We start from the raw sequence: 20,901 nt of genomic DNA, 5'->3' as shown, positions 1-20,901 counted from the left end.
TCCGGGTGAAATTTCAAAGAATTGGTTACTAACAGATCACCCAAACTCTTGCCTATTCCCTATTCCCTATTCCCTGCCTTAACGAAGAGACTTTTTCAGCAAACCCTATATAGTTAATGTAGCTTAGGACAAAATATTCAGCATTAGTTAGTGGGTTGATTTTTATTACAATAGTGAGAATTGAGGAGTCAGGAGTCAGGAGTCAGGAGTCAGGAGTCAGAATTTTTGGTAAATCAGTAGATGAATAATTCAATTGTTGATATTCTAGATGCCCAAAATTGGCCTTTTAGCTTGGAATGGTTGCCACAACCAGCTTACATGGTGGGTGGTGCGGTGCGGGATGCGATTTTGGGTAGAAGTCGAGAATATTTAGATTTAGATTTTATGATCCCAGATGATGCGGTGAAAGTTGCAAGGGCGATCGCCAAACATTATCGTGCTGGTTTTGTGTTACTGGATGCTGAAAGAAATATTGCCCGTGTGGTTTTTCCTCATGCTACTGCTGATTTTGCCCAACAGGAAGGGGATAGTTTATTAACTGATTTACAAAGAAGGGATTTTACCATCAATGCGATCGCCTATAATCCCCACACCCAGGAAATTATTGACCCCCTTCAAGGTTGTGCAGACATAGAAGCCTGTCTATTACGGATGATATCACCCCAAAATCTGCAAGATGATCCTTTGCGCTTAATGCGTGCCTATCGTCAAGCTGCACAACTGGGATTTACAATAGAACCAACTACCCAAACCACTATTCGCACCTTAGCCGCAGATATTAATAAAGTTGCATCCGAAAGAGTAAGGGTAGAAATTAGTTATCTTTTAGATAGTTATCAAGGTACGCCTTGGTTAAAAAGTGCTTGGGAAGATAATTTATTAGCTAGTTTTTTTACAAATGCTAACCGTGAAAGCTTGGAGAAATTAGCCGCAGTTGATCAGGTATACAACTTGATCAGAGAAACATATCCACAGTTAGGGGAAGAACTACAAAAACCTGTCCGTGATACTATCAAAACCACTTGGTTAGCTATTGCTAAACTCGCGTGTTTACTTCACCCTAACCCAGAAATAGCAGAAATCGAATTACAGGAATTAACCTATAGCCGTGCGGAAATTCGGGGTGTAACTACGTCCCTGCGACTGTTCCCGCAATTCAAAAAAGCTAGTTATATGTCCTTACGAGAACAGTATTTTTTGTTTCAGGACGTGGGAGTTGTTTTTAGTGCTACAACTGTCTTAGCCTTAGCAGATGATCTTGTAGTAGGGGCGATGTCTGGCGATAATCCGCTGTGCGTTTATGTACCTTTAATCAACCGTTACTTGAACCCTGATGATTTGGTAGCTCACCCCTCACCGTTAGTGAGTGGTAAAGAGGTAATCTTAGCACTAAATATTCCTGCGTCGCCACTTGTGGGTAAAATCTTGAGTGAAATTGCGATCGCTCAAGCTGAGGGTAAAATTAATACAGCCCAGGAAGCGTTAGAATTTGCTAAACAGGTGACTGGTGACTGGTGACTGGTGACTGGGGACTGGGGACTGGTGACTGGTGACTGGGTAAAAATATTTCCCTCCTGCCTCCTGCCTTCTGCCTTCTGCCTTCTGCCTCCTGCCTCCTATTTAGCATACTTAGGAGAGCGTGCTAATTCTTCTGCAACTCGTTTAAATCTCTTGAGTTGTGCTTCCATATCTGCTTTTGTCCAAGATGCGGCAAAAGTATTAAAACCCCAACTAACAACAGGGTTAGGAATTTTAAACTCAAAGCGGTTAATTAAAAGTGTACCTTTAGGAAATGGTTGACATTCCCAGCGATCGCACCCTTGAAAAAACCCTTTAAACCCCCAAACTATCAAACCCGGTTGTCTTTCAATCACCACAGTATTTAAAGTAGGTTTAATCACCGGAATTTGAATCATAAACCGACTACGACTACCTAGTTCTGTACTCCACACTTCTCCCACAGGTTCGCAACGGAGAACAGGGTTAAGCCAACGGTGCATTAAAGTTAAATCAGTTAAACATTGTTCTACCAACGTAGCAGGAGCATTAATTTTAATTGATTGTTCTAAAACCTGGGACATTTTTTATTAATAAGGCTATTGCTATGTTTATCATAAGCTACTATAGCAATTCTATCTTATTTGTGAAATATCTCAGGCTCAAATACTCGGCTTTGTTAAAATTAATTTACAGTTTCTTAACTCACAGCTTCTAATTGTAAACTTGCGGTTTCTTTATTCTCCAATTCTTGCTGCTGTAATAATACTAATTCTGCTGCTAGTTCAGCTTTTACTTCATAACGGAACTTAAAGAAATGTTCACCCACACCTAAAACAATTAAATAATCATATAATAAATTTGGTTTACGCCATGCCATGACTATTAATTGCCACCAAAAATGAAATCTTGTAGAACGTAATATTCCCTGTCTCCAACAAATAGCCTTTAAAAAATCCCACTCTGCTTTTGTTAAAGTACGTTGATATTTAGCCCGCCAACCTTCCATCATCATAAAATGGCGAAAAGTCCGTTTTAGATATGGTAATGGTTCATAAAGATTCCAAAAAGTATCAATAAACTCGGTAACAATTTCCGACATCGGACGGGTAGGAACAAAATTCATCAAAGCTTTCTGAGAAGTAAAATATTTACCTAAACCATCCATTAAACGTCCTTCTTTTTGCAGACGAGTCCACATTGCTGTATTTGGTAATGCTTGCAATAAACTGAGATGGGCTTGGGGAATACTCGTTTCTTCCACAAACTCTTGAATCCGTTTACCAGCACCCGTTTTTTCACCATCAAATCCTAAAATAAAACCAGACATAATTTGTAATCCGGCCTTGGTAATTTTGTGACAGGATTCAACTAATGAAGTCCGAGTATTTTGCTCTTTATTTACTCCCGCTAAACTTTCTACATCAGGGGTTTCTATCCCCATAAATACCTGGACAAAACCAGCTTTAACCATCAATTCTAATAACTCATCATCTTCGGCTAAATTCAAAGAAGCTTCTGTTAATAAAGCAAAGGGATAATTACGTTCTTCCATCCAGGGAATTAATGCCCTTAAAAATACTTTGGCATTACGTTTATTACCGATAAAGTTATCATCAACAATAAACACATAACGCCACCAACCCATCTGATATAATACTTCTAATTCAGCCAAAATTTGTTCTGGTGTTTTCGTGCGGGGTTTACGTCCAAAAAGGGTGATAATATCACAAAATTCACATTGAAAGGGACAACCGCGAGAAAACTGTACCGTCATTGCTATATAAGCATCTAAATCTAATAAATCAAATCTTGGTATAGGAGTTTGGGTAACATCTGGTTTTTCTGTAGCGTGGAAAATACCCTTTTCTTCTCCCTTTGCTAAAGCTGCTAAAAACATGGGAATAGTAATTTCCCCCTCATCTAAAATTAAATAATCTGCTCCCGCTTCTAGGGCAAATTCTGGTACAGATGTGGCAAATGGTCCACCGACAGCAACTTTTTTACCTAATGTTTTAGCTTTTTTAATTAATTCACCAAAATCTTGTTTTTGAATAATCATTGCTGAGATAATGACAATATCACACCATTGCCAATCTGCATCAGTTTCTAAACGAACATTGCGATCTACTAATCTCATTTCCCAGTCATTTGGTAGCATTGCTGCTACAGTGATTAAACCCAAGGGGGGATTTGTAGCACGTAAATTAGCCAAATCAAGAGTTTCCTGATAAGACCAAAAAGAATTAGGCATGATCGGCCATATTAATAAAGCTTTCATCAAGCATATCCCCCAGATTTGCTTTATGTCTAAATACCCATTTAGTCTTGAACTATAAAAGCTGGATGAGTTAGCTTTTATCCATCTGGAGGTACAGATTTTTTAATTTATATATAGACAAAATATGGACAAGGTATTATAATTATCTCAGCTATCGAAAAAAAATGGGGATTTAAACAGGAGTGAATGTTATTAGTCGGAAAATTTTGCGATATTTCTGTTTAAACCATGCTGATTCCTGCGATGCAATTTATGACTGGTATAGAGTAGCAAGTAAAGCTCAATGGCAAAACTTAATTGAAGTCCAATCATTTTATAAAAGTGCTGAATCAGTAGGAAAATTCACGGTTTTTAACATTAAAGGAAATAACTATCGTTTAATAGTTGATATTGTCTATGCTAGTCAAAGAATTTATATAAAGTATATTTTAACTCATGCTGAATACGATCAAGGAAAATGGAAAAATGATCCTTACTTTTAACCCAGAGTCCTACGCAGCTTTACTTGCTCAATATCAACCAAAGGTGATCACAACTGAAGAAGAAAATGAGAAAGCGATCGCTATTGTAGAGGATTTAGAACACCGTTCCCATCTCACTCCAGAGGAAAAAGCACTATTGGAATTATTGGTAACATTAATTTCCAAATTTGAAGAAGAAAATTATCCCATACCTCAAGGAACACCACATTCTATGTTACTGCACTTAATGGAAGCGCAAAATGTGACCCAAGAAGATTTATTTGCAGTGGTTGGATCACCTAATATAGTGTATGAAATTATTGATAATCAATTACCAATCAATAAAAATCAAGCTCAGGCTTTAGCTGATTTTTTTGATGTAGATGTGGAACTTTTATTAACTAATCCCCAATGACTACTAAAATAAATCATGTAACCGCCACCTAACAAAGCGGGGAAGAGGAGATAACTAAGAAATAATTATGGGTAAGCAGCGCGTTTTGTCGGGAGTTCAACCAACTGGTAACTTACACTTGGGTAATTACCTGGGTGCTATTCGTAACTGGGTAGAAATTCAAGACCAGTATGAAAATTTCTTTTGTGTGGTAGATTTACACGCCATCACAGTACCACATAACCCCGCCACCTTAGCGGCTGATACTTACACCATCGCTGCTTTATATTTAGCTTGTGGCATTGATTTACAACATTCTAACATTTTTGTCCAATCTCACGTTTCTGCCCACAGTGAGCTTTGTTGGTTGTTAAACTGCATCACTCCCTTAAATTGGTTGCAAGATATGATTCAATTTAAGGAAAAGGCACTTAAACAAGGTGAAAACGTTGGTGCGGGTTTGTTGACTTATCCCGTTTTAATGGCTGCGGATATTTTACTTTATCAAGCGGATAAAGTTCCTGTGGGTGAGGATCAAAAGCAACATTTAGAACTAGCGCGGGATATTGTTAACAGGTTTAATCATCAATTTGCTAAGGATAAACCTGTATTAAAATTACCAGATCCTTTGATTAGAAAAGAAGGCGCAAGGGTAATGAGTTTAACCGATGGGACAAAGAAAATGTCAAAATCTGATCCTTCGGAGTTAAGCAGAATCAATGTTTTAGATCCACCAGATCAAATTACAAATAAAATCAAACGTTGTAAAACTGATCCAGTACGCGGTTTAACCTTTGATGATCCAGAAAGACCGGAATGTAATAACCTGTTAACTTTGTATATGCTGCTGTCTGGGAAGACTAAGGAAGCAGTAGCGGCTGAATGTGCGGATATGGGTTGGGGACAGTTTAAACCTTTACTGACAGAAACAGCGATAAATGCTTTAAAACCAATTCAGGACAAATATAAAGAGGTAATGGCAGAAAAAGGTTATTTAGAATCAGTGTTAAAGGATGGTAGAGAAAAAGCGGAAGCTATAGCTAATCAAACTTTAGCAGATGTGAAAGCTGCGTTAGGATATACAGCGCGGTTGTAATTTTGAGAGGATATAAAGTCCCCGATTTCTCCAAGAAGTCGGGGATCTGTTTAAGCTAGAAAGGTAATTTGTTTTACTCTTGAAGAAAACCTGAAAACTCAAAATTAAATTTGCATTATGCAGGATAGTCATAGCACCAGTACATTAAACAAGTTCCGCAAAGCAGTACAAGCAGGAGAATTTTTAGTGACTGCGGAAGTCGCACCTCCCAAAGGGGGAGATATTACCCATACCATTGAAATGGCGGCGACTCTTAAGGGGAGAGTTCATGCTGTCAATATTACCGATGGTAGCCGCGCTGTGTTAGGAATGTCACCTTTAGCAGCTTCAGTAATTTTATTGCAACATGGAATTGAGCCAATTTGTCAATTTGCTTGCCGCGATCGCAATAGAATCGGATTACAAGCAGATTTAATGGGCGCTCATGCTTTGGGTATTCGGAATATTTTAGCCTTAACCGGCGACCCTGTAAAAGCAGGTGATCATCCCGATGCTAAAGCTGTTTTTGATTTAGAATCTATCAGATTATTGCAGTTAATTAGAAACATGAATCAGGGGGTTGATTTTAATCATAAAACCCTAAATGATGGCGCATTAGATTTGTTTGCAGGTGCAGCAGTTGATCCACAGTCTAAAAGTTGGTCAGGTTTACAAAGTCGGTTTGAAAAGAAAATAGAAGCGGGGGCGCAATTTTTTCAAAGTCAATTAATTACTGATTTTGAAAAATTAGAAAAATTCATGGATCAAATTGCATCTCGTTACAATAAACCAATTTTAGCAGGAATTTTTCTTTTAAAATCTGCGAAAAATGCCCAGTTTATTAATAGGATGGTCCCTGGTGTGAATATTCCTGCCCATATTATTGAGAGGTTAGCAAAAGCCAAACATCCATTACAGGAAGGGATGAAAATTGCAGCCGAACAAGTGCAGATGGCACGGCGTTTGTGTCAGGGAGTGCATATTATGGCAGTGAAAAAAGAAGAGGCGATCGCGCCAATTTTGGATTTAGCGGGGGTGGAGAAAGTTAGTTAGAATAAATAGCGATTGCATTTATTAAATTAGGTGCGATCGCTGATCAAAACACCTTACGAGTCTCTGGTATCAGAGGAAGTAAGTCACCGAGCTTGTTACTCAGTGCTATGAGAACGAGGACTGCCACACCAGCTTGCTGTAAATTTTGTTGATAACGCAAATTTTGATCAGTAGTAAGCAAAATTGTGAATCCTTCCTGACTCATCAACTGTCTGTATTTTGTAATCAGAAAATTCACGCTTTAGAGGTCTTAGTACACATTCATCAAGCAGGATTCGCATAAGCTGTCAGCATTTCCTTTGCTAATTCAAGGGTTGCGATCGCCTGTTCCCGACTAACACTAGGGAAATGATCTAGAAATACCTCTAATGAATCACCAGCTTCAAGATAATCAAGTAGGGTTCTCATTGGCACACGAGTTCCCACAAAAACAGGGATTCCTCCTAAAATGTCGGGATCACTATGAACCACAGACAGTAATGATCGCTGGAAAGAATTTATCATATTTAAAATCAGAAATATCAGGGTGTAATTGAATTTTAACGCAATCGCATTTATCAGGTTAAGTGCGATCGTTGCCCCCGAAGAAGGCGATCGCGCCGATTTTGGATTTAGCAGGGGTGGGGAAGCTTAGTTAATTGAAAAAGTGATCATATTTAAAGTGATCATATTTATTGAGTTAGATGCGATCGTTATCCAAGTTACCTTACAAGTTACCCTTTTACCTGAAGCTCTAAACGCTTCATTTTGCCCAAAAATGCTCAACCAAAATCAAACCCCCCTCATTGATGCTCTCAAAACTTCCATCTCTCGTCCCCATGCACCATTTTACACCCCTGGACACAAACGCGGTGCAGGAATTTCCCCAATTTTAACCGATTTAATCGGTAAAGATGTCTTTCGCGCTGATTTAACGGAACTGGCAGAATTAGATAACTTATTCACTCCTGAAAGCGCAATTTTAGCCGCACAAGAATTAGCCGCAGAGGCTTTTGGTGCGGAAAAAACTTGGTTTTTAGTTAATGGTTCTACCAGCGGAATTGAAGCCGCAATTATCGCTACTTGCAGGATGAATGATAAGATAATTATGCCCAGAAATGTGCATTCTTCTGTAATTGCTGGTTCAATTCTTTCTGGTGCAATTCCTATTTTTATCAATCCTGAATATGATGAAAATTTAGATATTACACACAGCATTACACCAGAAAATTTAACAGCAACTTTAGCCAAACATCCTGATGCTAAAGCTGTGCTAATGGTTTACCCAACTTATTACGGTGTGTGTGGAGATTTAAAAAGTATTGCCCAAATTACCCATCAATATAATATTCCTTTAATTGTTGATGAAGCACATGGCGCACATTTTCATTTTCATCCCCATTTACCTATCTCAGCTTTAACCGCAGGTGCAGATTTAACCATACAATCTATTCATAAAACATTAGGTGCAATGACTCAAGCATCAATGTTACATTGTCAAGGAAATAGAATTAATATTAATAGATTAAATAAAGCATTACAATTAGTTCAATCTACAAGTCCGAGTTTTATTCTTTTAGCTTCTCTTGATGCTGCACGTCACCAAATGGCAGTTAATGGGGAAATTTTGATGTCTCAAACTTTGCAGTTAGCGGAAATTGCAAGAATTGAAATTAGTCAAATTCCCAGTTTATCAGTTTTAGAGATCCCCCAAATTAATAAAAATGGCTTTTTTGATTTGGATAAAACCCGGTTGACTGTGAATATTGCCAACTTAGGTTTAACGGGTTTTGATGCTGAAGATATGCTTAATGAAATGGGTGTAACATCTGAATTTTCATCCTTACGAAATCTCACTTTTATTATTAGCTTAGGTAACAATAAATCAGATATTGGTGAATTAGTAACAGGGTTAAAAAAATTAACTCAGATACCACAATTGACAAGTCAGTACAAAATATGTAAATATAGAAACGGTGCCATAATAGATCATATTATGTGCATTTCGCCCCGTGAAGCTTTTTTTGCTGATAGTGAAATCCTACCTTTAGAGAAAACAGTAAATAGAATTTGTGCAGAAAATATATGTCCCTATCCCCCAGGAATACCTGTATTAATGCCTGGGGAACTAATCACAAAACCAGCTATAGAATATCTCCAAAAAATTCAGTCTTTAGGGGGATTTATTAGCGGTTGTGTTGATTCAACTTTGCAAACTTTAAAAGTAGTGAAAGTATAGATGTTTTAACGAAGGCAGGAGGCAGAAGGCAGGAGGTAAAAGTTAATATTCTCCCCTGCTTCCCCTGCTTCCCCTGCTTTCTTCACTGTCACCTGTCACCTATTAAACTCCTTTTTTCACTAAGTCTTTATAGATTGGAATTTTGGATTTAAATAAACTACTGACAGCAGTTTCTAAATCTTCTTGTTTGAGTAAAGAATCTCCCATCAAAACTGCATTCACACCTGCATCTGACATTAGGGATAAATCAGCAGGTGTTTCAATTCCCGATTCACTGACAACCAAAATACCTAAGTTTTGTAAATGTGTTCTCCTAGCTGCCATTAATTGCTGAGTAGTGCCAAGATTAACACTAAAATCTTCTAAACTGCGGTTGTTAATGCTGATAATACGGACATCTTCTAACTTGATCACCCGATCTAATTCACTCAAATTGTGAACTTCAACTACAGCATTCATTCCCAAATAGTGAATCACCCGCAAAAAGTTATTAATCTGCTGATCAGTAAGAATAGCAGCAATTAATAAAATTGCATCCGCACCTGCTGCACGTGCTAAATAAATTTGACAAGGATCAAGAATAAAATCTTTGCATAACAAAGGTAATGTTATGCGATGTCGAATAATCCGCAGATGATCAAAACCACCATGAAAAAACTTTTGATCAGTCACAACAGATATACAAGTTGCTCCACCGCGTTCATAGGATTTAGCTATAGACAAAGGATCAAAATCTTGTGTAGTGACATCTTGATTAGGGAATGTTTTTTTAACCTCTGCGATCAAACTAGGTTTATAAATACTTTGTTGTAAAGCAGTAAAAAAATCTCTGACAGTGGGAGCCGCAGTTAATTGACGTTGCAAAGACGCGAGAGACATTTCTTGTTGCATTTGTGCAACTTCTAGCTTTTTCTGCCATACAATCTCTCTGAGTATGGGTTGCAGAGAACTATTAGACATGGAAATTGGGTAAATCATGATGAGAATGAATTAATAATTATTAGTTAACAGTTAAGAAATTCCCACCTTCGTTTTTCTTACAGTAAGTTATGAACAATATGGCTGGGATAACAAAACATTTTTTAATCTAATTTTCTTGGATATGAGATTCAAAATGCTTATCAATTTAATGTGCCAATTAATGTGTAAATTTGTGGGTTTACCAAACATATATAATGCCTGAAAATACTTCTAGTAAACCCACACCCAGCTTCATTTTCTGGCTTGATTATAAATGAATCCAACTGGATTTGAGGTTAAACATTTCTACCTCTTTTTTAGTAGCAGTTTGCTCTTGTCTAGAGCCACCAAGTAGGCAATTATTTTTGAGCAATCTGATATAAGTACGGTAGGGTATATGGTCAATAGGGTTGTGTCCAGAAAAACGCAATAGCAAAACACAAGCCCAGGAATACTTGCCAGCTATAATTGCCTTAACTATTTGTTCTACTTGTTCAGTATTAATTTTCCTATTAATTTGTCTATTATAATCAGCAACGTTTTGACTCATGGTATGCACTCCTATTTGTGAATGAAATTCAATCAATAGCTTGGCAGCTTTTCCTCATATTTCAAAAATCTCAGCACAGTGGAAGTAGTAGTAGTAGATCATGCTGAGACAAACACCTGCTGATGAAAAATTTATAAACATATATCAAGGGTTTTCTCTGTTTTGATTGGGGTTGGGGGTAGACTGAACCAGCTAGAGCAGCTGTTTGGTTAAGAGATATATAGCTAAAACCACCAATACAGATTCAACCTCTTGCAGAAGTTACCTCTTTCATTAAGCCTACTCAAAGTTTCACACCGGATAAATGAACTATTTTTTGATCGATTTGTCTATTTTTTCGCTCTTGCATTTTTTTTGATGATCCTTCACTCTGATAGCTTGTATTTCTAAGGATAATTTTTGACGGTTCGTTTGTGGACTATTCAAGAATCCCCCGGCTTTTAGCCGTGGGTAGTATCAAGATGGAATCAGTATTTTATATTTTGTGTACCTCAACACATTCTTGCTTTACAATTTATATATCTTTGGTAAGAGGTTTCGTTGCTTACAGGTTTTTTTACAGAAATCTCTTCCATAGGGAGGATGACTGGGCGTATTGAGATATAGTTAGATCCTTTCCATGGTAAATTTATTACATTCTTAGATAATGTTCCCAATTGAGCAAATTTCTGAAACTTAACGCAGACAGAAGAGGCTGTTTCTGTCATGGGGATTTATAAGCGGCTGCAAAAACTTTGCACGAAGTCCGGTTTTCCAGCCGATTTTTCGATAATCTAGGTAAACTACATATCTATTACATTTGATATAAAAGTTTTTTATAGTTCCAAGAATGTAGCCTTACCAGTAGACTCTCAAATTTTTACAAATTTTTAACAAATTTTGTGGGGGAGTTCACTAAAAATCTTACCTGGGATTCTTTTAAAGTTCACAATTGAAAGTATGGTATTTTATTTTTACCAAAAAATACTTAATTTAGGAATAACAAACACTTATATATGCAACAAAATTGAAATAATGATTTCTTTATTGTTAAGATTAAACCTAAATTCAATCGGACTGACAAATTCATAGCATCATCAAAGTAAATTAACCAAAATCCTGTTTCCTTTTGCCTCTTGCCTGTCATAACGAAAATTTTTAACGCTCACCTACTTATGAACTAAGACTTAGGAGTAAATCTTGATATGTATTCTGGGGATTCCGGGTTAGCAAAAGTCAACTCAAAATGGAGTTTACAGCCAAGCTTGAAGTTTAAAATTGTAGATTTTCTCATTAATCAAACTATAGATGCTGCTTTTTGTTTAGGAGAAAACGCGCAGTTTATTTATGTCAACAATGCCACCTGCACGCTCACAGGATACTCCCGGGAAGAATTACTATCCATGAATCTGAGTGATTTGAATATAGATTTTTTATTACATAACTGGTCAGAACAATGGCAAAATATGAAAAATTTAGATCACCTCTCCTTTAAATGTCGCTATCGCTCAAAGGAAGGACGAATATTTTTAGCTGAACTAAATCTTACTTGTATAAAGTATCAAGGTAACGAGTTTTGCTGCGGGTTTATTCGGGAAAATAATAACTTAGTAGAATTAAGTGTCCAAAAATGGATTAATGAAGGTAGAGAAAGTAAAAAGAAATTACAACAGGAAAGTAATAAACAGGAAGGTGATAAAATTCAACATCAACATATTGATAACTTACTGCAACTCAGAGAGTCTAGATTTTGTACCTTACTAGAAGCAACAAAGGCTGGTATTTTCCTAATTCAAGGTACAAAAATTTACTATGTCAATTCTGCTGCGGAATTACTCACGGGTTATACAAAAAAGGAACTATTAGCAGACTTTGAGTTTAACCAACTTATCAAAAGTCGAACATCTAAACCTCCAGAAACAACTAACTGGGAATTTGAATATCAGGAGATAAATATTATTACCAAAGATGGTAAAGAACGATGGTTAGATGTTGCCATGACTCGCTTTGATGGAGGGATAGATTTTGATGGTCAAGAAGTTGAAGTCATTACAGCTACTGATATCACAGATTATAAATCTGCACAATTGGAATTGCATCAGGCTTTAGAACAAGCACAAGAAATCAGTAAAATTCGAGCTAATCTTGTGGGTATACTCTGCCATGAATTTCGGACACCACTAAATGTTATTTCATTTTCCAATAGCTTACTCAAGCGACATATAGATAAATGGGAAACAGACAAGAAATTAATATTTATTGAACACATTCAAACAGCATCTGAACAAATCAATCAGGTATTAGATGATATTTTATTATTATCTAAAGCAGAATCAGCGCAAATTATAGTTGAGCAGCAAAAGGTTAATATTGTGAATTTTTGTCAAGATTTAATTACAAAAATGGTAATCATTAATAGTAATAAATATATTGATTTTCAGAGTCAAGGCAACTGTTTAGACGTATGGATTGACCAAAAAATACTGAAACCAATTTTGAATAACTTGCTAGACAATGCAATTAAATATTCTCACCCTAATAGTGTGGTGGACTTAATTGTTTCCTGTCACCAGGAAAAAATACAGTTTCAGGTTAAAGATAAAGGTATTGGTATTCCCGAAATAGACCAAGAAAGACTTTTTGAACCGTTTTATCGAGGTAGCAATGTTGATAATACTTCGGGAACAGGACTAGGCTTATCAATTGTCAAAAATCTAGTTGATTTATATGGAGGTCAAATCACAATGGTTAGTAAAGTGGGTGTCGGTACTACATTTACTTTAGTTCTACCATTAGTTCCTATATTTCCCAGTTCATAGAAAAAAGGGAAAGAGTCTTTTGCAGGATGAATTATCAAGTATCAATTATCAAGTATCAATTATCAATTATCAATTGCTATTAATCATTCCCTGTTAGAACTTTTATTGGTTTCACAATGATACGCGAATCGTCGAAAACAATTCTTGTAATTGAAGATGATGCTATTACCCGCCATCTCTTCTTAGACAGTCTTGAAGCTGAAGGTTTTGTTACGATAGGAGCAGAAAATGGTCAAGTTGGTATTCGGCAAGCAGAAGAAAATTTACCTGATTTGGTAATTTGTGATCTGCTCATGCCAGTTATGGATGGTTACAGTGTTTTAACTAAGCTACGTCAAAATCCTCTCACAGCAATTATTCCTTTTATTTTTCTCACAGCAAGTAATTCTAAGGCTTCTATGAGAACAGGAATGGAGTTGGGAGCAGATGATTATTTAAGTAAACCTGCTACTGTCGATGAGTTGCTAAAAGCAATTTCTATTCGATTAGAAAAACAATCTTTGCTCAGATCCTGGTATAGTCAGAACTCTCATCAAGTTTCGCCAAAAGTTTCAGAACTTCCAGCTACATTAGGAAATTCAGAGTTAATCTTCCCTAATATCTCCCACCTGCAAAAAGTTTTTGACTATATTGAGGCTCATTATCACCAAGGTATTACTTTATCTGATGTCGCCGAAGCTGTTGGTTATTCTCCAGCTTATTTAACTAACCAAGTATCCAAACAAACGGGAAAAAGTGTTAATACTTGGATAGTTAAACGTCGTATGGCCGAAGCGTGTTCCTTACTAAAAAGTACGAATCTGACAATTGAAGAAATTGCTACCAAAATAGGCTATCAAAATTCTTGTCATTTTTCTCGCCAGTTTAGTCACCATCACAAATTGTCGCCGACTCTTTGGAGAAAACAAAATCAATTACTTCAGGTTTCCGCATCTGCCAAATTGCAATTTATCAAATCTCGTTCTCAATTAACAAACCTTGTTTCTTGTTAATATCAGAATAATGGACAATTGACAATTGACAATGGACAATTACCAAACCTGGAAGTGAGAGGATTAGAAGATAGAAATTTTTTTCTTTCTTGTCCTGGGAAAAGATCAGTTTTCAAACCTGAATAAAACAATTGTCAATTATCAATTATCAATTATCAATTTTTAGAGGTTGTAAACTGTTGGATTAATAATTGTATTGCCAACGCTAACAAACCCAAGGCTACTATACCAAATATTCCCGTTCCCAAAGCCACCACACCCACCACTAAGGTACGAACAGCGGAGGCGATATTGAGGACTATTTGGTTATCAGAATGAATAGGTTTATTAGCAAAAGTGGTAGCGATCGCAATCATTAAAGAATACATTGCAAATGCAAATCCTCCTGACATTACCGCCCCAGTTATACACCTTAATGGCGTTGGTGGAACTTGTTCGGGAGTCTCTTTTTCTTTTTCTTTAACTTTGGGTTTGTTCATCATTTGGTAATTGGTAATTGGTAATTGGTAATTGGGTTATTAGCTTCCCCTACCTTCTGACTCCTGTACGGGCGAAGCATTCGGAAAATAGCCTTTTCATAAAATTGATAATTTTTCGCCCGAATGCTTCGCCCCTACGACTCCTGACTCCTACCTCCTGCCTCCTGACTCCTATCACTTTAATATCTGAATCCCATTGCTAATTGTCTGAGTTACAAACAATTCTAAATCCTCATCAGGAATTGCTTCTCTAATTTTCTGCTTAACTATTTCTGCTTGTGCTTTTGATTCCACAATAGCAAATACAGAAGGTCCAGAACCTGACATCATTGTGCCTAAAACCCCTTCTTGACTAGCAAATAATTCCCGCAATTGTAATACTTGAGAATAAGAAGGTAATACCACTTTTTCTAAATCATTGTGCATTTTCTTGGCGATTTCTACTGCATCTTTATTGACGATAGCTTTGACAATTTCTGCCGAATGCACTGCACTAGCACGAGCCGCTAAATCTTCAGTATTTGTCATATAGGTACTACCAAATACTTGCCGATAGGTTTTATAAGCCCAAGCTGTAGAAACTTCCAAACTGCGATATTTAGCTAATACTATATATATGTGATCTAAACTAGGTAAAGGAGAAAGTTTTTCACCTCTACCTGTAGCTATTACTGTTCCTCCCGCAATACAAAATGGCACATCTGAACCGAGTTGTGCGCCTAATTCTTCTAATTCTGATTGAGTTAATCCCAAATTCCACATCAAATCTATACCCACTAATACCGCTGCTGCATTTGTCGAACCTCCAGCTAAACCCGCAGCAACAGGAATGTTTTTTTTCACAGTAATATCAATCCCACCAAAATTACTAAAAGCATCAGGAAATTGCTTGGCCATTAGTGCAGCGGCTCTGTATGCTAAATTACTGTTATCTGTAGGTACTTGGGGATGATGACAATAAACGCGAATCGCTTCTGTGCTGGCAGCGTGTAAATCTATTTGATCTGCAAGGTCTATGCTTTGCAGTATCATTGCTAACTCATGATATTCATCAGGGCGGTTGCCGATGATTTCTAAATACAAGTTTATTTTCGCAGGTGCAATTAAGCTATAAGAACGCATATAAGTTATCAGGAGTCAGGAGTCAGGAGTCAGGAGTCAGGAGTCAGGAGTCAGGAGTCAGGAGTCAGGAGTCAGGAGTTATTTATTTTGGATTTTGGATTTTGGATTTTGGATTGTTTTTGTTAACTCCAATCTAAAATCTAAAATCTAAAATCTAAAATTTTTTTCCCCAGTCCCCAGTCACCAGTCACCAGTCCCTAGTCACCATATTTACCAGTGATACCCATTGTGTAACACTGAGGTCTTCGGCGCGAGATTGGGGATTAATATTTAATTGTTCCAGTAATTGCGTCAAGCGATCGCGCTCAATTACCGATTGCAAGTTATTTCTTAACATTTTTCGCTTCGCCCCAAACCCTAATTTAACCAGATTTTCTAGCTTTTTGGGGTCATTAGCGGTAATTTCTCTCTGTCGGGGGACTAAGCGCACCACAGCAGAATCAACTTTTGGTGGTGGGTAAAATGCACCAGCGGGAACTGTACAAATTAACTCACAATCTGCCAAATACTGTACCCGCACCGACAACGCTCCAAAAGTTCTTGATCCTGGTTTAGCATATAATCTTTCTGCTACTTCTTTCTGAATTAGTAACACAATAGAATCATAGGGTTGAGGATTGGGGTTAGCAATAGTACCCAGTAACTTTTCAATAATTGGACCTGTAATATTATAGGGAATATTAGCAACAACTTTATTTTGCTGTTGAAACTTAGGAAAAGCTGTTAATTGAGAAGCTACATCAAGAGTGAGAAAATCACCTTGCAGCAGTAAAAAATTTTCTCTTTCACCTAGTTGTTTTACCAGTAATTTACACAAATCTCTGTCAATCTCAACAGCAACCAAAGAATGAACTAAAGGTAATAAACGCTTAGTTAAAATTCCTGTACCCGGACCAATTTCCAAAATCCTATCATCTTCTTGACAATTAGCTGCTTTAACAATAGCGTTAAGGGCTTTTTCACTTTTTAACCAATGTTGAGCAAATTGTTTGCGCGGTTGCACCATTTATATTGATTTCTCCATAATTAATAAAAATAAAAATTTCTGCTAATAGCCCCAGATTTGGTTTTAGAGTTAATGTATCTATCTGAGAACTTGCACAATCTCTGAATATGAACATTTATAACACTAAGATAAAACCTATTTTACCCGTAATTTTATTAGCAGTTTGCGCCAGTATTAGCAGTTGTACTTCTAGCGATATTTCTGATAATACAACTTCAACACCAACACCAAACAACACAGTTTCCCCAACTCCCCAAAATTCTCCAACATCTCAACCATTTTCCAATCAACCCTCTCCCGATGCAACTTCTCAAGCTGTTTCTGGTAAAACTACTCAAGTCACCCTATACACAAGTGATGCTCAATGTCAAGATTATATTTCCAAACAAACTTCAGTGTCAGCAGATGAACCAGTCAACGAAGCTGTAGGTAAAATCTTAGAAGAGCGAGATACAGCCGATTTTAGCCTAGTCGGATATCGTGTTAACGTTGATAATGGAGTTGCAACAATTGATATACGAATTGCTCCTGATTCAAAGCGGCAAATAGTTTCTCTTTCTAGTTGTGAGCAGTTTGCATTGTTTGGTAGTCTCCGTAAAACCCTCACCAGTAACCCCCAATGGAACATCAAAGATGTCCGCTTTACAGAACGAGGTCAGGAAGTTGTATTTTAAGGTGACTGGTGACTGGTGACTGGTGACTGGGGACTGGTGACTGGTGACTGGTGACTGGGTAAGAGTTTTCCTAACCAGCAATTACCAATTACCAATTACCAATTACCAATTACCAATTACCAATTAAAGTAAAGATTTTCTAGCGATTCTGCCCAAATAGATAATCACACTATTACTATAAAAATGAGTTGAATCAACGAGGGTAAACCGATGGATGTTAAGCTGATTTTAGTAGGATTCACTGTTATCTTTACCTTTGCGTGCTTATTTTTCGGTACAAAAAATGGCTTTTATGATTCCGATAACTATCATGGCAACGGTTCTGCACATTAATTTGCACATTAACCAGAGTTAGAGCGTATGAGGGATGATCTATCAGTATCGTCTCGTCCTGATCCTGGGGATGCAGCTAATGAATTAGAATGTCTGCCCTATAGTGTTCAGCATGAAGATGAAGGTGTTTGTCTATTAGTACGCATGGGTCCCCACCGCATTTTATTAGATTGCGGTTTGGGGGATATTTCATATCTGACTAGGGACATAACTAAATCTGCACAGAAGGGTAGTTCATCATTGCCAGCAGATTTAGTGTTGGTTAGTCATGCTCACCCAGATCATGCTAGAGGTTTGCTGGCACTTAATCAAGCTTTTCCTCTTATGCCTATTTATGCTAGTGAGGTGACTAGCAAGTTATTACCGTTAAATTGGCCGGAACAAGCACCGGAAGAAATTCCTTCCTTTTGTCAGGCGTTACCTTTGCGATCGCCTATAGAAATACAAGAAAATCTAGTAGTCGAATTATTTCCCGCAGGTCATCTTCCCGGTGCTGTGGTTATTCTCCTCACCTACCATACCCCGCGCCGTGACTATAAATTACTTTACACAGGAGATTTTTTCCTCTCCAATTCTCGCCTAGTAGATGGGTTGCGCTTAGAAGAGTTAAGAGGTTTACATTTAGATGTTCTCTTAATTGAAGGCAGTTATGGAACATCTCGTCATCCCCACCGTCGCAACCAAGAAAATCAACTAGCGGAAAGAATTAACCGCGCCATAGCTGATCACTGTTCTATTATTTTACCCACACCGGCTTTAGGCTTAGGTCAAGAATTGTTGATGTTGTTACGCTCTCATCACCATTTTACTGGACGAGATTTAGATATTTGGGTTGATGGTAATGTAGCTGCTGGTTGTGATGCTTATTTAGAACTTTTACCCCATCTTCCCGCCTCAGTCCAAAATTTTGCCCGTCATCAGCCTTTATTTTGGGATGAAAGAGTACGTCCCCGTGTGCGGCGTTTAAAAGTGGAAGATTTGACTACTTTAGGCAGTTCACCCTGTATTGTCCTCACTGACTCCACAGCGGATTTAAGTAAATATTGTCAACTCAACACAGGACCTTGGCTCATTCTCCTACCAGAAAAAATAGATATCAAAGTTAATTCAGAATATCCCGCAGCAACCACCATAGAAAGCTATCTTTTAGCTCAACACAGTGATGGACCAGGAACAACCCAATTAATTCATAATTTACGACCCCAGCACGTGGTTTTTATCCACGGTTCTCCTGCTTATTTAGCTGACCTAACCAGTTTAGACGAGTTACAAAATCGTTATCATCTTCATTCCCCAGCAGCGGGAATTGTGGTAGAATTGCCCATTGGTGAAACATTTTTACAGCCTTCCGCCCCAGAAACTAATTATGAAGGGGAGTTAACGGAATTAGAAACAGTGATTACAATCACCCTACCAGAAGCAATTACAGAGGATTCGCGTTGGCAGCAATTTGCGGATACTGGTTTAATAGAAGCCCGTTGGCAAGGGGAAGAACTGGTATTAAGAGGTTTGTCTCAACGAGAACTGCTGAATCAAAATAGCTTAGATGCAGCCCGTAGTAAGCACCCCTATACCTGGTCAGATTTAGAGTGTTGTGGTACGTGCAAATACCAGAGGGGGCAACGGTGTTGGAATCCTGCAGCCCCATTGTATAACTTTAAAGTTACCCTGGAAGGTTATTGTCCTGCCTTTGAACGTTTATCTGATCTAGAATCCTGAATAGGAGTCAGGATGGCTGGATTTTGGATTTTGGATTGTGTTTGAATTACTTGCAATCCAAAATCTAAAATCTAAAATCTAAAATTTTCTTTCCCTAGTCCCTAAATGGTAATTTTTGGGTAGACAAAGAGTTATTAGTCGGGATTCAAGTCAGTAAAACGGTTACGGATACGTTCCGACTCAGGACAGTCTTCAGTCATGAGAGGTTCTACATTACCCCGTGGTACGGAAGCTAATTTTTGCGTTACCGAGCCAATGCTTTCTAGGCGAACCATCTCTTCCCAAGAACAAACTTCGTCTTCTTCGTCTGTTTCATAGCGTAGAGTCACTAGATCACCCTCTATATCTATAATGCGGGCCCGCTCTATCCAGCGTTGCTGATCCCGCAAAAAAACACATACCTCCCGCCCGTCGCAACACAGTTGATAAATCTTGCGGTGTAGCATGTACTACTTCTGCCTTTTTAAACAACGTAGTTAAACTTGTGAAAATTTGGGTCTTAACCCGGTAAGAGATACCCTAAAGAGTTCAATTTCAAGCTTGGTGAACTATTGCAACAACCCAATCTCACAAGGACTCGGTGGTGGTAGTCAATATAAGGAAGTTTTGGGTTATAAACCAATGGTTACTGCTTCAGTTGAGCTTAATCTTTTTTAGGGCAATGCTAGATCATGTCTACTTCATAGAAGTTAAACATTTCTGGATTTTTCCTCACCTGGTGAATACTTGGTGGTGTTTCCTGATTACCATCCTGTAATAAACTGTACTGCAAAACCAGCGTTAATTGCGGTTGTTTTAGTTGCCTACTTGTAGTCATTGGCATTTCTAGGAAGTCTGGGGACTCGGCTGTACTTTTAACCCTTAATGTATTTGATCTTAACTCATTCTCAGGCTTAACTTCATGGTTTTAAACAACAATCACCCAAGAGTTTTCAGTTTTGCTCTGTAGCATGAGGTGTAATACGGGCATTTTGCCTGTCAGTGGCGCAAATATGGCGATATTTCAGGATTAGGAATTTTTTTGCTGGCAATTTTTTCTTGGTGTTATTCATAAATTAGCAAAATTTATTACTCGTTATTAATTCATTGAGTTTTTACAAATTTTAATTTAGGTAAATGCGCCAATAAAAATATAATTAGGGGTTGCTGAGAAAGTCTTTCCGTGAGGGCATAGGAGTCAGGAGTCAGGAGTCAGGAGTCAGGAGGAGATTTGAAAATTTCTTTGCCATCTCTTGAAATCCCCAAAAATGCACACTTTTTCCGGTATACCCTTCAAAACCCTTGCACTA

22 protein-coding genes are annotated in these 20,901 nt (G+C 37.6%); 10 read left to right on the top strand and 12 right to left on the bottom strand.

Annotated features, from left to right (window positions below; genetic code table 11):
* Positions 1 to 240: 240 nt before the first annotated feature.
* On the top strand, positions 241 to 1,518 hold the full coding sequence (locus tag H5968_RS02500) for a CCA tRNA nucleotidyltransferase (RefSeq protein WP_187038675.1): 1,278 nt from the start codon (positions 241 to 243) through the stop codon (positions 1,516 to 1,518).
* Here the strand turns inward: H5968_RS02500 and H5968_RS25395 are convergent.
* The 3 genes from H5968_RS25395 to H5968_RS02490 all read right to left on the bottom strand — a co-directional run bounded on the left by H5968_RS25395 (position 1,493) and on the right by H5968_RS02490 (position 3,778).
* Positions 1,493 to 1,627 carry a hypothetical protein gene (locus H5968_RS25395; protein ID WP_255427026.1) on the bottom strand — a complete coding sequence of 45 codons (135 nt, stop codon included), beginning with the start codon at positions 1,625 to 1,627 and terminating at the stop codon, positions 1,493 to 1,495. The two genes, H5968_RS02500 and H5968_RS25395, sit on opposite strands and share 26 nt — an antisense overlap.
* Complete coding sequence (locus H5968_RS02495) at positions 1,617 to 2,081, bottom strand: SRPBCC family protein (RefSeq protein ID WP_096571634.1); 465 nt, start codon at positions 2,079 to 2,081, stop codon at positions 1,617 to 1,619. The genes H5968_RS25395 and H5968_RS02495 overlap by 11 nt, the downstream gene beginning before the upstream one ends.
* A 116-nt stretch (positions 2,082 to 2,197) precedes the next feature.
* Positions 2,198 to 3,778, bottom strand: coding sequence for a B12-binding domain-containing radical SAM protein (locus H5968_RS02490; protein WP_187038674.1), 1,581 nt, complete (start codon positions 3,776 to 3,778; stop codon positions 2,198 to 2,200).
* A 182-nt stretch (positions 3,779 to 3,960) separates the two neighbouring features.
* Here H5968_RS02490 and H5968_RS02485 point away from each other — a divergent pair, with 182 nt between their 5' ends.
* The 4 genes from H5968_RS02485 (at position 3,961) to H5968_RS02470 (ending at position 6,761) form a co-directional block, all read left to right on the top strand.
* A complete protein-coding gene (locus tag H5968_RS02485; protein ID WP_187038673.1) occupies positions 3,961 to 4,260 on the top strand; it encodes a type II toxin-antitoxin system HigB family toxin in 300 nt (99 codons plus the stop codon).
* Positions 4,244 to 4,654, top strand: a complete 411-nt coding sequence (locus H5968_RS02480; RefSeq protein ID WP_187038672.1) for a type II toxin-antitoxin system HigA family antitoxin — start codon at positions 4,244 to 4,246, stop codon at positions 4,652 to 4,654. The genes H5968_RS02485 and H5968_RS02480 overlap by 17 nt, the downstream gene beginning before the upstream one ends.
* A gap of 67 nt (positions 4,655 to 4,721) precedes the next feature.
* The gene (gene trpS / locus H5968_RS02475; RefSeq protein ID WP_187038671.1) at positions 4,722 to 5,729 is read left to right on the top strand and encodes a tryptophan--tRNA ligase; all 1,008 of its coding nucleotides are present in this window, start codon (positions 4,722 to 4,724) and stop codon (positions 5,727 to 5,729) included.
* A 117-nt stretch (positions 5,730 to 5,846) separates the two neighbouring features.
* Positions 5,847 to 6,761: a methylenetetrahydrofolate reductase gene (locus H5968_RS02470; RefSeq protein ID WP_187038670.1), complete on the top strand. Its 915-nt coding sequence runs from the start codon at positions 5,847 to 5,849 to the stop codon at positions 6,759 to 6,761.
* A gap of 43 nt (positions 6,762 to 6,804) precedes the next feature.
* Here H5968_RS02470 and H5968_RS25390 read toward each other — a convergent pair whose 3' ends face one another.
* Both H5968_RS25390 and H5968_RS02460 read right to left on the bottom strand, forming a co-directional pair.
* Entirely contained in the window at positions 6,805 to 6,942 is a 138-nt protein-coding gene (locus H5968_RS25390) for a hypothetical protein (RefSeq protein ID WP_255427025.1), read from the bottom strand.
* Between the two features lie 83 nt (positions 6,943 to 7,025).
* On the bottom strand, positions 7,026 to 7,265 hold the full coding sequence (locus H5968_RS02460) for a DUF433 domain-containing protein (protein ID WP_187038669.1): 240 nt from the start codon (positions 7,263 to 7,265) through the stop codon (positions 7,026 to 7,028).
* Between the two features lie 253 nt (positions 7,266 to 7,518).
* Here H5968_RS02460 and H5968_RS02455 point away from each other — a divergent pair, with 253 nt between their 5' ends.
* The gene (locus H5968_RS02455; protein ID WP_187038734.1) at positions 7,519 to 8,979 is read left to right on the top strand and encodes an aminotransferase class I/II-fold pyridoxal phosphate-dependent enzyme; all 1,461 of its coding nucleotides are present in this window, start codon (positions 7,519 to 7,521) and stop codon (positions 8,977 to 8,979) included.
* 102 nt (positions 8,980 to 9,081) lie between these two features.
* Here the strand turns inward: H5968_RS02455 and trpC are convergent, their stop codons facing one another.
* Both trpC and H5968_RS02445 read right to left on the bottom strand, forming a co-directional pair.
* Positions 9,082 to 9,957, bottom strand: coding sequence for an indole-3-glycerol phosphate synthase TrpC (gene trpC / locus H5968_RS02450; protein WP_137667839.1), 876 nt, complete (start codon positions 9,955 to 9,957; stop codon positions 9,082 to 9,084).
* Positions 9,958 to 10,207: 250 nt separating this feature from the next.
* The gene (locus H5968_RS02445; RefSeq protein WP_187038668.1) at positions 10,208 to 10,489 is read right to left on the bottom strand and encodes a HetP family heterocyst commitment protein; all 282 of its coding nucleotides are present in this window, start codon (positions 10,487 to 10,489) and stop codon (positions 10,208 to 10,210) included.
* Positions 10,490 to 11,673: 1,184 nt separating this feature from the next.
* Here H5968_RS02445 and H5968_RS02440 point away from each other — a divergent pair.
* Together H5968_RS02440 and H5968_RS02435 are read left to right on the top strand one after the other, a co-directional pair.
* Positions 11,674 to 13,287 carry an ATP-binding protein gene (locus tag H5968_RS02440; protein ID WP_187038667.1) on the top strand — a complete coding sequence of 538 codons (1,614 nt, stop codon included), beginning with the start codon at positions 11,674 to 11,676 and terminating at the stop codon, positions 13,285 to 13,287.
* A gap of 116 nt (positions 13,288 to 13,403) precedes the next feature.
* Positions 13,404 to 14,279 carry a DNA-binding response regulator gene (locus H5968_RS02435; protein WP_187038666.1) on the top strand — a complete coding sequence of 292 codons (876 nt, stop codon included), beginning with the start codon at positions 13,404 to 13,406 and terminating at the stop codon, positions 14,277 to 14,279.
* 155 nt (positions 14,280 to 14,434) lie between these two features.
* On the opposite strand, the gene H5968_RS02430 is transcribed toward H5968_RS02435, so the two are convergent.
* From H5968_RS02430 to rsmA, 3 genes are all read right to left on the bottom strand, one after another.
* Positions 14,435 to 14,758: a DUF3082 domain-containing protein gene (locus H5968_RS02430; protein ID WP_187038733.1), complete on the bottom strand. Its 324-nt coding sequence runs from the start codon at positions 14,756 to 14,758 to the stop codon at positions 14,435 to 14,437.
* A 174-nt stretch (positions 14,759 to 14,932) separates the two neighbouring features.
* On the bottom strand, positions 14,933 to 15,880 hold the full coding sequence (gene ispE / locus H5968_RS02425) for a 4-(cytidine 5'-diphospho)-2-C-methyl-D-erythritol kinase (RefSeq protein ID WP_187038665.1): 948 nt from the start codon (positions 15,878 to 15,880) through the stop codon (positions 14,933 to 14,935).
* A 187-nt stretch (positions 15,881 to 16,067) separates the two neighbouring features.
* A complete protein-coding gene (gene rsmA / locus H5968_RS02420; protein WP_187038664.1) occupies positions 16,068 to 16,886 on the bottom strand; it encodes a 16S rRNA (adenine(1518)-N(6)/adenine(1519)-N(6))-dimethyltransferase RsmA in 819 nt (272 codons plus the stop codon).
* A gap of 107 nt (positions 16,887 to 16,993) precedes the next feature.
* Here rsmA and H5968_RS02415 point away from each other — a divergent pair, with 107 nt between their 5' ends.
* Together H5968_RS02415 and H5968_RS02410 are read left to right on the top strand one after the other, a co-directional pair.
* Positions 16,994 to 17,560: a GerMN domain-containing protein gene (locus H5968_RS02415; RefSeq protein ID WP_187038663.1), complete on the top strand. Its 567-nt coding sequence runs from the start codon at positions 16,994 to 16,996 to the stop codon at positions 17,558 to 17,560.
* Positions 17,561 to 17,920: 360 nt separating this feature from the next.
* Positions 17,921 to 19,612 carry an MBL fold metallo-hydrolase gene (locus tag H5968_RS02410; protein WP_187038662.1) on the top strand — a complete coding sequence of 564 codons (1,692 nt, stop codon included), beginning with the start codon at positions 17,921 to 17,923 and terminating at the stop codon, positions 19,610 to 19,612.
* A gap of 134 nt (positions 19,613 to 19,746) precedes the next feature.
* Here the strand turns inward: H5968_RS02410 and H5968_RS02405 are convergent, their stop codons facing one another.
* A complete protein-coding gene (locus H5968_RS02405) occupies positions 19,747 to 20,058 on the bottom strand; it encodes a DUF6679 family protein (RefSeq protein ID WP_096571619.1) in 312 nt (103 codons plus the stop codon).
* A gap of 218 nt (positions 20,059 to 20,276) precedes the next feature.
* The gene (locus tag H5968_RS02400; protein WP_187038738.1) at positions 20,277 to 20,429 is read right to left on the bottom strand and encodes a hypothetical protein; all 153 of its coding nucleotides are present in this window, start codon (positions 20,427 to 20,429) and stop codon (positions 20,277 to 20,279) included.
* Positions 20,430 to 20,901 lie beyond the last annotated feature (472 nt).

Origin of the sequence: Sphaerospermopsis sp. LEGE 00249 (genome assembly GCF_014299995.1) — a bacterium.
Lineage (GTDB): Bacteria > Cyanobacteriota > Cyanobacteriia > Cyanobacteriales > Nostocaceae > Sphaerospermopsis > Sphaerospermopsis kisseleviana.
Note: the sequence above shows the minus strand (reverse complement) of the source record. Positions and strands in the feature narration are given on the sequence as shown.